Source organism: Streptomyces albidochromogenes, from assembly GCF_005981925.1.
Taxonomy (GTDB): domain Bacteria; phylum Actinomycetota; class Actinomycetes; order Streptomycetales; family Streptomycetaceae; genus Streptomyces; species Streptomyces albidochromogenes.
The window spans coordinates 1-11099 of the sequence record NZ_VBVX01000234.1 but is presented as its reverse complement, the minus strand read 5'-3'; the positions used below and the strand labels follow the sequence as shown (position 1 = coordinate 11099).

Annotated in this window: 8 protein-coding genes; 5 read left to right on the top strand and 3 right to left on the bottom strand. The window is 72.8% G+C overall.

The window, feature by feature from the left end:
* Nucleotides 1–23: 23 nt before the first annotated feature.
* Nucleotides 24–980 carry a 2-phospho-L-lactate transferase gene (cofD, locus tag E2E34_RS25125; RefSeq protein ID WP_138904197.1) on the bottom strand — a complete coding sequence of 319 codons (957 nt, stop codon included), beginning with the start codon at nt 978–980 and terminating at the stop codon, nt 24–26.
* Between the two features lie 13 nt (nt 981–993).
* Nucleotides 994–1503: a cysteine dioxygenase gene (locus tag E2E34_RS25120; protein WP_138904196.1), complete on the bottom strand. Its 510-nt coding sequence runs from the start codon at nt 1501–1503 to the stop codon at nt 994–996.
* A 757-nt stretch (nt 1504–2260) separates the two neighbouring features.
* Between E2E34_RS25120 and E2E34_RS25115 the strand changes: the two genes are divergently transcribed.
* The 3 genes from E2E34_RS25115 to E2E34_RS25105 all read left to right on the top strand — a co-directional run bounded on the left by E2E34_RS25115 (nt 2261) and on the right by E2E34_RS25105 (nt 8079).
* On the top strand, nt 2261–2524 hold the full coding sequence (locus E2E34_RS25115; protein ID WP_028810740.1) for a WhiB family transcriptional regulator: 264 nt from the start codon (nt 2261–2263) through the stop codon (nt 2522–2524).
* 258 nt (nt 2525–2782) lie between these two features.
* On the top strand, nt 2783–6538 hold the full coding sequence (locus E2E34_RS25110) for a glycosyltransferase family 2 protein (protein WP_138904195.1): 3756 nt from the start codon (nt 2783–2785) through the stop codon (nt 6536–6538).
* Nucleotides 6535–8079 carry a DUF5719 family protein gene (locus E2E34_RS25105; RefSeq protein WP_138904194.1) on the top strand — a complete coding sequence of 515 codons (1545 nt, stop codon included), beginning with the start codon at nt 6535–6537 and terminating at the stop codon, nt 8077–8079. Before E2E34_RS25110 ends, E2E34_RS25105 begins: the two co-directional genes overlap by 4 nt.
* 51 nt (nt 8080–8130) lie before the next feature.
* On the opposite strand, the gene E2E34_RS25100 is transcribed toward E2E34_RS25105, so the two are convergent.
* Nucleotides 8131–8595 (bottom strand): metallopeptidase family protein, encoded by a 465-nt coding sequence (locus tag E2E34_RS25100; protein WP_138904193.1) that lies wholly within the window; start codon nt 8593–8595, stop codon nt 8131–8133.
* A gap of 321 nt (nt 8596–8916) precedes the next feature.
* Between E2E34_RS25100 and E2E34_RS25095 the strand changes: the two genes are divergently transcribed.
* Together E2E34_RS25095 and E2E34_RS25090 are read left to right on the top strand one after the other, a co-directional pair.
* Nucleotides 8917–9288 carry a DUF3499 domain-containing protein gene (locus E2E34_RS25095; protein ID WP_208765330.1) on the top strand — a complete coding sequence of 124 codons (372 nt, stop codon included), beginning with the start codon at nt 8917–8919 and terminating at the stop codon, nt 9286–9288.
* A 73-nt stretch (nt 9289–9361) separates the two neighbouring features.
* Complete coding sequence (locus E2E34_RS25090; protein ID WP_425573460.1) at nt 9362–10735, top strand: phosphomannomutase/phosphoglucomutase; 1374 nt, start codon at nt 9362–9364, stop codon at nt 10733–10735.
* Nucleotides 10736–11099 lie beyond the last annotated feature (364 nt).

The window sequence follows — 11099 nt, the reverse complement described above, 5'->3', positions numbered from 1 at the left end:
CCCCGACCCCACGCCCCCCGACCTCACGCCCGTACCTCCTCGGCCAGCGCCAGCGCCTCCCGGGCCATCGTGGCCGTGGCCTCCAGGTCGGTCATCATCAGCGGAACCGCCCGGCACCGCACACCCGCGCTCTCCACCTCGTCCACCGCCCCCGCGTCCACGGTGTCCACGAGCCACCCGTCGAGCAGTCCCGACCCGTAGTGCAGCGCGACGGCAGCGGCCGTGGACTCGACGCCCACCGCGGCCAGCACCTTGTCGGCCATGCCCCGCACGGGCGCGTCGCCGACGATGGGCGAGAGCCCCACCACCGGCACCCCCGCGTCGGCGATCGCCTCGCGGATGCCCGGCACGGCGAGGATGGTCCCGACGCTCACCACCGGATTGGACGGCGGGAAAAGGATCACGTCGGCCGAACCGATGGCCTCCAGAACCCCCGGCGCCGGCTTCGCCTGCTCCGCGCCCACCGGCACGACGGCCTGCGCGTCCACCGAGGCGCGCATCTTCACCCAGTACTCCTGGAAGTGAACGGCCTTGCGCTCACCGTCCACGTCCACCGCGACGTGCGTCTCGATGCGGTCGTCGGACATGGGCAGCAGCCGCACCCCCGGCTGCCACCGCTCGCACAGCGCCTCGGTGACCGCGCTCAGCGGATATCCCGCGCCGAGCATCTGGGTACGGACGATGTGCGTCGCGAAGTCGCGGTCGCCGAGCCCGAACCACTCCGGCCCCACGCCGTACGCCGCGAGCTCGCCCTTCACCTGGAAGGTCTCGTCCGCACGCCCCCAGCCCTGCTCCTCGTTGATGCCACCGCCGAGGGTGTACATCACGGTGTCGAGGTCGGGGCAGACCTTCAGCCCGAACAGATGAATGTCGTCACCGGTGTTGCCGATGACGGTGATGTCCGCGTCAGGCGCGGCCGACTTGAGGCCGCGGAGGAAGCGAGCGCCGCCAATACCGCCTGCCAGAACCACAATGCGCATGCACAGCAGTCTGTCAGGCCGGTACGACGTCCTGGGCGGCCGGGGACGCGCACCGCGCCGAATGCATCGGCATCTCGGTGAGGCCCGGGAAGTAGACGTGCAGGCTGACGGCCGGCTCCAGCGCGTCGTTGACGACCTCGTGGGCGTACCCGGGCGCGAACACCCGCTGCGAGCCCGCCCCGAGGGTGCGCCGGACGCGCCCCTCGCCCGCGTGCTCGGTCAACTCACCCGACAGGACGGTAAGAACACCGGAAGAACGCCCGTGATCATGCATGCCGCTGCCTTGACCGGGCACCCAGCTGAGCAGCCAGACCTCGTAACCGGGTCCGGTACGCAGCCGGTGGTACCAGCGGCTGGTGGCGTCGTACGAGACGAGGTGTTCCCACTGCGCGCGATCGGCGGCGATGGAACGGGCGAGGCCGGCGAACTCGGCGACGGTGGCCGGGTGCTCGCGGGCGGGCTGGAGGAGGTGCTGGACGGCGAGGATGTCGCCGGCGATCTGGAGGTCGCTGTCGCTGTTCATGGTGCGGGGGTTCCTCGGCATGAGTGCTGGGGTGTCGCAGGAAGAGTGGTCGCGAAACGCGAACGCAAAAGCGGGTGCGGCGGAAACGGTCCGCTACGGAGAGTCAGCTGGAGCGCGAAGGCTTCAACAGCTGGAACAACAGCAACAGCAACAGGAGCGGGAAGCGCCGAACCGGACCTGGGCAGCGCCACGGGACCCACGCGTGTGGGTGCGGGCGAGCGCTGCGGTCATCGGCATGCGTTCAAGGAGACCTGGTTGCTCACTCGCTGTCAACCTCGTGACCGGTTTGGTCGAAATGTTTCACCTCATCCGGTTAATGGATCAGGAGAAAGGTTTGTGCAACAGGGAGTGCGGACACATGCCGCAGCAACCGTGCGAGCAAACGTCCTTGAGGTGTCGCGACCGGAGCAATCGGCGCAACCGGAGCAAACCGGCGCGACGGGAGCGTTCCGCGCGACCCGGAGTGTGATCCGGATCGCTTCCGCGAGCCGGCCGCAACAAGATCAAACCCCGCCGCATCTCACCCTGATGAGGGCGTGGCGAGGGGCTCCTGGATGAGCCGGTGGCATGTGTCACAATTTTGGCGATTTGAACACTTTCCGCAAAGCTTTGGTTCCGCAGAGTGAATAACCGGCTCAATAGCAGATCTCGGCTTGACTGCCTCGGATCCGCGCACTTGTAATTTCACTCGTGTCGTTCGGCCGAAAACGGCAACGACTACATCACGGGGACTGCAAAAGACAGACGAGGGGCGCACATGACCGAGCTGTTCCAGCAACTGCTGGTCGAGGACGCGGACGAGGAAATCGGCTGGCAGGAGCGCGCCCTGTGCGCACAGACCGACCCCGAGTCCTTCTTTCCCGAGAAGGGCGGATCCACCCGCGAGGCCAAGAAGGTCTGCCTCGCCTGTGAAGTCCGCTCGGAATGCCTTGAGTACGCGCTCTCCAACGACGAACGGTTCGGCATCTGGGGCGGCCTGTCCGAGCGCGAACGCCGACGACTGAAAAAGGCGGCCGTCTGACGGCGAACCGCCGAACCCGGTCGCACCCCGACCGTCGCGCTCGACGCTTACTGATCAAATGGCACAAGCGCGCACGTATCAACCGGTCCGTCGCCCGGCCCCAGGCCGCAGGCGGCGGACCGTCGCGTTGCCCAGCCGTTAGTGTGGGGCGCTGTCCGAGACGCATCAACGCCCCCAAGGGTCGCGCGCGTCGACGCAGTCAGACAGCAGCCTTCCGGGGGGCGACCCCCGGACCCCGGCCGGAGGGCCCGTACCCCGATGTCCGTGCACAGCCAAACGTCGGCGCCGTACGCGGCGGCCGCTCCCGAGTTCCCCCGGCATGTCGTCACCGCCGTGCTCGTCTCCCACGACGGCGCGCGCTGGCTGCCCGACGCGCTCGCCGGGCTCCTGGGGCAGGAACGCCCCGTACAGAACGTCGTCGCCGCCGACACCGGCAGCGCGGACGAATCGGCCGAACTCGTCACCGAGGCCATCGGAGCCGACCGCGTGCTGCACCTGGCACGCCGCTCCGGTTTCGGAACGGCCGTCGACGAGGCGGTCCGTACCGCCCAGGTCCTCACACCCGAGGAACTTCCCTATCTCAAGCGCCCCAGCGGCTGGGACCCGGTGAGCAGGTCGTGGCGCGACGACGCGTACGACATGCCCGAACTCCCGCACGGCGAACCGGTGCAGTGGCTGTGGCTGCTGCACGACGACTGCGCCCCCGAGCCGGACGCCCTCGCCGAACTCCTGCGCGTCGCCGACTCCGACGAGCACGCCGCGATCATCGGCCCCAAACTGCGCGGCTGGTACGACCGGAAGCAGCTGCTCGAAGTCGGCGTCTCCATCGCCAACAGCGGACGCCGCTGGACCGGCCTCGACCGCCGCGAGCAGGACCAGGGCCAGCACGACCAGGTCCGCTCCGTACTCTCCGTGTCGACCGCCGGCATGCTGATCCGCCGCGACGTCTGGGAAGAGCTCGGCGGCTTCGACCGCAGGCTGCCCCTCATGCGCGACGACGTCGACCTGTGCTGGCGCGCCCACGCCGCCGGCCACCGCGTCCTGGTCGCCCCCGACGCCGTACTGCGGCACGCCGAGGCGTCCGCGCGCGAGCGCCGGCCCATCGACTGCGCCGGACGCTCCGTCGCCAACCCGCACCGCGTGGACAAGGCGGGCGCCGTCTACGCGATGCTCGTCAACGCGCGGGGCGCCGCCCTGCCGTACGTCATGCTGCGCCTCGTCCTCGGCACGCTGCTGCGCACCCTCGCCTACCTCGTCGGCAAGGTCCCCGGCCAGGCGGTCGACGAGGTCACCGGCCTGATGGGCACCCTGCTGCGCCCCGGCAAGATCCTCGCCGCCAGGAAGCGGCGCGGAAAGGGGAAGGTCGAAGCCGGCGAACTGCGGCCGCTCTTCCCGCCGACCGGCGCGACCGTCAGGGCCACCGTCGAGCAGATCGCGGCCGGTTTCGGCTCCCGCTCCGAGCCCGAATCGGCCGGCTCGCGGCACGGCGTCGTCGAGTCCGGCCCCGGCGGCGACGACGCCGACTACATGGAGATCGAGCAGTTCGCCCGGCTGAAGCGGATCGCCCGCAAGCCCGGCCCCGTGCTCTTCCTCCTGCTCCTCCTCGTGTCGCTCGTCGCCTGCCGCGGCCTGCTCGGTGGCGGTGCTCTCGCCGGCGGCGCGCTGCTGCCGGCACCCGACGACGTGTCCGGCCTCTGGTCGCGGTACGCCGACGTCTGGCACCCGATCGGCACCGGCGGCACCCAGACGGCGCCGCCCTACCTCGCCGTACTCGCCGCCCTGTCGGCCCTCTTCCTCGGCTCCACCGGCCTCGCGCTCACCGTGCTGCTGGTCTGCTCGGTGCCGCTGGCCGGCCTCACCGCGTACTTCGTCTCACGACCGCTCGTCGAGTCCCGGCTGCTGCGCGCCTGGGCGGCCGTCGCGTACGCCTTCCTGCCCGCCGCCACCGGAGCCCTCGCCACCGGGCGGCTCGGCACGGCCGTCCTCGCGGTCCTGCTGCCCCTCATCGCCCGGTGCGCCGTCTCCGCGAGCGGGCTGCGCGCCGGGGGCGGACGCTCCGGCTGGCGCGCCGTCTGGGCGTACGCGCTCCTGCTGACCCTCGCGACGGCGTTCACGCCCGTCGTGTGGCCGATCGCCCTGGTGCTCGGCATCGGCGTGCTCGCGCTGCGGCGCGGCGACATCACGGCGTACGGACTGCGCTTCCTCGCCGCGCTCGGCACCCCCGTGCTGATGCTCGCCCCCTGGTCGCTCACGCTCCTCACCAGCCCCTCCGCCTTCTTCCGCGAGGCGGGCCTCGACTTCGGTACGGGCCCGGCCGGCGCACTCGACCTGCTCGGCACGAGCCCCGGCGGCCCCAAGGCGGCGGGCGGGCTGCTGCTCATCGGCATCGTCCTCACGGCGCTGGCGGCCCTGCTGCGCGGCGAGCGGACGTACTCCATCCGCACGGCGTGGGTCGTGGCGATCGTCTCCCTCCTCTTCGCCGTGTTCACCAACAGCACCGAAGGCGGCTGGGCCGGCCCGGCGACCCTCGTCTACGGCCTCGCGCTCATCGGCGCCACGGTCCTCGGCGCGGACGGCGCGCGCGAACGCGTCGCGACCCAGAGCTTCGGCTGGCGCCAGCCCGTCGCCGTCCTGGTCGCCTTCGCCGCCGCGGCCGGACCGCTGCTCGCCGCCGCCGGCTGGATGATCGGCGGCGCCGCAGGACCGCTGGAGCGCCGCGACCCGGTGCAGGTGCCGGCGTTCGTCGCGGAGGAGAGCGGCACCCGCGACCAGGCCCGGACCCTGGTCCTCGGCGGCACGTCGGCCGCGAAGGTCTCGTACACGCTCGTACGCGGCTCCGGTGCGCGCCTGGGCGACGGCGAACTCGCCGAGGCGGGCGGCAGCAGCCCGCGGCTCGACAAGATCGTCTCCAACCTGGTCGCGGGCTCCGGCGCCGACCAGGCCGACCAGCTCGGCGGCTACGCCGTCCGGTACGTCCTCGTACGCGACGGAGCGCCGCGCTCCATGAGCCGCGTCCTCGACTCGACGCCCGGCCTGAGCCGGCTGAGCCAGCTCGACGGCAGCGCGCTGTGGCGCGTCGACCGCCAGGTCGCGCGGGCCACGATCGTCTCCGGCAAGGAGGGCGGCGAGCCGCTGCCCGTCGCGTCCAGCCCGGTCGAGGCGCACGCCTCGATCCCCGCCGGCGAGGCGGGCCGCGTCCTGCGCATCGCGGACTCGGCGGCCGAGGGCTGGCAGGCCACGCTCGACGGCCGGGTGCTGGCGAAGAAGACCGTCGACGGCTGGGCGCAGGGCTTCGAACTGCCCGCCGAGGGCGGCCGGCTCGACCTCACCTACGAGGCCCCCGTCACTCACACCGTGTGGATCTGGACCCAGGTCGGCCTCGCGCTGCTCCTCGTGGTGCTGGCCCTGCCGGGCCGCCGCCGGGAGGTCGACGACGACCTGCCCGAGGAGGAGTACGAGGTGCCCGCGCAGCCGGTCGCGGGGGAGGGCCGCAGGGCGCGCAGGCTGCGCGCGGCGGCGCAGGCGGACGCCTCCGGGGCGGAGGCGCAGGAGGAGGCCGGAGAGCGGCCCCCCGCCCCGCCGGCCGAGGCCGGCCCGTACGGCGGGCCGCCGGAGGAGCAGGACGGGACCGCCGTGTACGCGTCCGTGCCGCAGCAGCAGTACGGCGAGTGGGACGCCCAGTCGTACGCGGGCGCCGAGTACGCGCGGCAGCAGTACGGCGGCCAGGAGGAGCAGCAGGGCTACGGCGGCGAGCAGTACCCGGCCGATCCGTACCGGGCGGCCGGCCAGTACGGCGACGGCGGGCAGTACCAGGGCGACCCGTACCAGGGAGGCCAGTACCAGGAGGGCCCGTACACGGAAGGCCAGTACGGCGACGGCGGCCCGTACCAGGCGGCCGACCCGTACCAGGAGGGCCAGTACGACCCCTACGGCTACGGACAGCAGCAGCCGCCCCAGCCCTACGCCGACGGCAACGAGCCCGAGCAGCATCCCGACGGGAGCAACAACCGATGAACCGCACCACCCTCTCCCTGATCGCCGCCGCCACCGCCCTCGCCGCGGTCACCGGGTTCGCCGCCGTCTCCGCCCCGGACGGCGCCGCGACCGGGACCGCCGCCGACGCGCGGACCCCGGCGCGGATGCCGGTGGAGCGCTCCAGCCTGCTGTGCCCGGCGCCCAGCTCGTCCGACCTGGCGGAGACGGCGTACACGTCGTTCACCCCGGCAGGCAAGGGCGGCGCCGACGCGAAGGCGGGCTCGGCCGAACTCGTCCCCACCGCCGCGACCTTGGCGGCCGAGGACGACGGCAAGGACAAGAAGAAGGACAAGGACAAGGCCGCCGGCAAGGGCGCGAGCAAGCCGGTCCTCTCCCTGAAGGAGCCGGGCAAGCCCGCGACGGCCGAGGCGAACACCGCCGAGGCGCCCGCCCTCGTCGGCTCGGCCGACGGGCTGCTGGCCCCCGGCTGGACCGCGCAGCAGACCACCAAGGTCACCGCCGGCCAGGGCCGGGGCCTGCTGGGCGTCAGCTGCACGCCGCCCGACACCAGCTTCTGGTTCCCGGGCGCGAGCACCGCCGAGGACCGGCTGGACTACGTACACCTCACCAACCCCGACGACACCGCCGCCGTCGCGGACATCCAGCTGTACGGCAAGGACGGCGTCCTGGAGTCGGACGCGGGGGAGGGCATCACGGTCCCGGCCAGGTCCAGCGTCCCCGTCCTGCTGTCGACGCTGAGCGCCGACCGCGCCGAGAACGTGACCGTCCACGTCACCACCCGCACCGGCCGCGTCGGCGCCGTCGTCCAGGCCGTGGACGAGGAGGGCGGCAGCGACTGGCTGGCCGCGTCCGCCGAGGCGTCCGGCAGCGCGGTGCTGCCCGGCATCCCGGCGGACGCGACGTCGGTGCGCCTGGTGGTGTTCGCGCCGGGCGAGGAGGACGCCGACCTCACGGTGCGGCTGGCCGGCCCCACCGGCACGATCACCCCCGCCGGGCACGAGAACCTGCACGTCAAGGCCGGGATGTCGATGGCCGTCGACCTGGCGGACGTCACCAAGGGCGAGGCGGGCTCACTGCTGCTGAGTCCGGCCGAGCGGGACAGCCCCACCCCGGTGGTCGCCGCGCTGCGCGTGGTGCGCGGCAAGGGCGCCGCCCAGGAGGTCGCGTACATTCCGGCGACCGGGCAGGTGGGCGGCCGGGCCACGGCGGCCGACAACAGGGCCAAGGGCTCGGTGCTCTCGCTGACCGCGCCGGGCGAGGCGGCCGAGGTGAAGGTCACCGCGTCGGCGGGCAGCGGCGGCGGGGAGCCCGTGACCAAGACGTACAAGGTGGCGGCGGGCACGACGCTCGCGGTGACGAAGCCGCCGGTGCCGTCGGGACTCAAGGGCTCGTACGCGCTGACGGTCGAACCGGTGTCCGGCGGCCCGGTCCACGCGTCGCGCTCGCTCGAACTGCCCGAGGACGGTGTCCCGATGTTCACCGTGCAGACGATGCCGGACGACCGCGGGACGGTCCCGGTGCCGGATGCGGAACAGGACCTGTCCGTACTGGACGACTGACCGGGCGGTACGGGTCGGGCGCGACCCGTCCCCCTCAGGGGTGAACCGGCGTCAGCCGTCCGCCTCCCCGTCCCCGTACCGCGGGTCGACGGACTCCGGTGACAGGCCGAGCAGTTCCGCCACCTGCTCCACGACGATCTCGTGCACGAACATGGCCCGCTCGTCCCGGCTCTTGGTCCGGATCTCGACGGGCCGCCGGTAGATGACGATGCGCGCCGGATGGGCGCTGGTCGCGGCGATCATTCCGCCGAGCGGGACGGACTCGGAGCCCCAGCCGTCGGAGTCGTCGCCGCCCGCGGGCGGCACGTCGAGCACCAAGAAGTCGACCTCGGCGAGCTGCGGCCACCGCCGCTCCAGGCGCTCGACCGAGTTCTGCACGAGGTCGCCGAAGGCCGCGGCCCTGCTGGTCGAGAGGGGCACCTGCGGCGGTGCCACCGGGCCGCGCATGCCGCGGCCGTGCCGGTCGCGGCGCCGCGGCCCCGGGCCGGTGGGGAGGGGAGGTACGGGACTGTCCATCACTGACGCAGCGTAGCCCTCATCGGGGCGGCGGCACGGCGCCGGAGGGACGGCGAGCGGCATGTCGCATATTGAACATTCCAGCCAAGGTTGGGCTCGAATTCACGCCGGTACGCGACCGCCGATCTCGCATCGCTTGACGGCATTTGCCCCAAGTGGCGACTGGTAACGGGCCGGTGACGTACTGTGCCCGCCGGTCCCCGCGCAGGTCAGGCCAGTTGCGTACGGGGCCGCCGGGGCGAGGTGAGACGCGCGACACGGTGGAGTGACGTGGGGGAGAGTCGTCGCGGCCCGCTCAAGAGTGCGGTACCGTCCAACCTCGTGAGCCCTGTACGTCGCTGTTCGCGCACCGCGTGCGGCCGCCCTGCCGTCGCGACACTGACGTACGTCTACGCGGACTCGACCGCAGTCCTCGGCCCGCTCGCCACCTATGCCGAGCCCCACTGCTACGACCTGTGCGCCGAGCATTCGGATCGGCTGACCGCGCCGCGCGGCTGGGAGGTCCTGCGGCTCGTCGACGGCTCCGCGCCCGCGCACCCCAGCGGTGACGATCTCGAAGCCTTGGCCAACGCCGTGCGTGAGGCCGCCAGGCCGCACGAGCGCGCGGCGGAAGCGAGCGGCGGGGCACGCACCGCGGACCCGATGGAGGTCGCGCGCCGCGGCCACCTGCGGGTCCTGCGCTCCCCGGACTGAAAGCCCCAGACGCACCTCTCGTCCGTGCGGGTAGCCTCAGGGCCGACCAACAGGACTTCAGGAGGGGCTGGCCGTGGCTGCTGAGCGGGCTGATCTGTCGCAGATCGTCAAGGCGTACGACGTGCGCGGGGTGGTCCCCGACCAGTGGGACGAGTCGCTGGCCGAGCTGTTCGGAGCCGCCTTCGCCCAGGTGACGGGCGCCGACGCCATCGTCACCGGGCACGACATGCGGCCCTCCTCGCCCGGTCTCTCCCGGGCGTTCGCCCGCGGGGCGGCGGCGCGCGGGGTGGACGTGACGGAGATCGGCCTGTGCTCCACCGACCAGCTGTACTTCGCCTCCGGGCACCTGGGACTGCCGGGCGCGATGTTCACGGCGTCGCACAACCCCGCGCAGTACAACGGCATCAAGATGTGCCGGGCGGGCGCGGCCCCGGTGGGGCAGGACACCGGGCTCGCGGAGATCCGCGCCCTGGTCGAGGAGTGGTCGGCGACGCCGGCCGCACCCACCACGAGCCGGACCGGAACCCTCACCCGACGTGACACGTTGAAGGACTACGCGGCCCATCTGCTGTCCCTGGTCGACCTGTCCGCGATGCGTCCCCTCAAGGTCGTGGTCGACGCGGGCAACGGCATGGGCGGCCACACGGTCCCCACGGTCTTCGCCCCCCTCCCGCTGACCGTGGTGCCCCTCTACTTCGAGCTGGACGGCACCTTCCCGAACCACGAGGCCAACCCGCTCGACCCCAAGAACCTCGTCGACCTCCAGGCGAAGGTCCGCGAAACCGGCGCCGACCTCGGCCTGGCCTTCGACGGCGACGCGGACCGCTGCTTCGTCGTGGACGAACGCGGCGAGGGCATCTCCCCGTCCGCGATCACCGCGCTCGTCGCCGCGCGCGAACTGGCCCGCAACGGGGGTGAGGGCGCGGTCATCCACAACCTGATCACGTCCTGGTCGGTCCCCGAGGTCGTACGGGAACACGGCGGCACGCCGGTCCGCACCCGCGTCGGCCACTCCTTCATCAAGGAGGAGATGGCGCGCACCGGCGCGATCTTCGGCGGCGAGCACTCGGCGCACTACTACTTCCGGGACTTCTGGAACGCGGACACCGGCATGCTCGCCGCCCTCCACGTCCTCGCGGCCCTGGGCGGCCAGGACGGCACCCTGTCCGGCCTCGTCGCGGAGTACGACCGCTACACGGGCTCCGGCGAGATCAACTCCACGGTGGACGACCAGGCGGGCCGCATGGCGGCGGTCAAGGCGGAGTACGCCGGCCGCGACGGCATCACGATCGACGAACTGGACGGTTTGACGGTCACCGCGGCGGACTGGTGGTTCAACCTCCGCCCGTCCAACACGGAACCCCTGCTGCGCCTGAACGTCGAGGCCAGGGACGAGCCCACGATGACGAAGACCCGCGACGAGGCCCTGACCCTGATCCGCGCCTGACACCGGACGAGGCGCCGCGCCCCTCGCGGCGCCGGGGCGGAGGCCCGAGCCTGCCGCGCCCCTCGCCCGCGCCGGGGCGGCAGACTCCGGCCTCCGCGCCCGGAGAGGCGTACGGCGCCTGACGACCGGCCGGCCCGTCGACCTGGCCGGCCCGCAGCCGCCGCTCGGGTCGCGGGACGCCGCTACCGCGCGGTGTCCGCCTGCTCCGGGCACGTCCGGGCCGCGTGTCCCCGAGCCCCTTCCCGGGGCGCCAAGGGCCTTCCGGGGGCCCGGGGCGTGCCAGGGGTGGCGGGAATCAGCAGCTTCGGTGCCCGCAGGTGCATGGCCTGTCTCTTATACCCATCTCCGAGCCCACGAGACTAGC

What these genes read in the sequence shown, in the direction of transcription:
- cofD (WP_138904197.1), bottom strand. Translation starts at nt 980, where the DNA reads ATGCGCATTGTGGTTCTGGCAGGCGGTATTGGCGGCGCTCGCTTCCTC.
- E2E34_RS25120 (WP_138904196.1), bottom strand. Translation starts at nt 1,503, where the DNA reads ATGAACAGCGACAGCGACCTCCAGATCGCCGGCGACATCCTCGCCGTC.
- E2E34_RS25115 (WP_028810740.1), top strand. Translation starts at nt 2,261, where the DNA reads ATGACCGAGCTGTTCCAGCAACTGCTGGTCGAGGACGCGGACGAGGAA.
- E2E34_RS25110 (WP_138904195.1), top strand. Translation starts at nt 2,783, where the DNA reads ATGTCCGTGCACAGCCAAACGTCGGCGCCGTACGCGGCGGCCGCTCCC.
- E2E34_RS25105 (WP_138904194.1), top strand. Translation starts at nt 6,535, where the DNA reads ATGAACCGCACCACCCTCTCCCTGATCGCCGCCGCCACCGCCCTCGCC.
- E2E34_RS25100 (WP_138904193.1), bottom strand. Translation starts at nt 8,595, where the DNA reads ATGGACAGTCCCGTACCTCCCCTCCCCACCGGCCCGGGGCCGCGGCGC.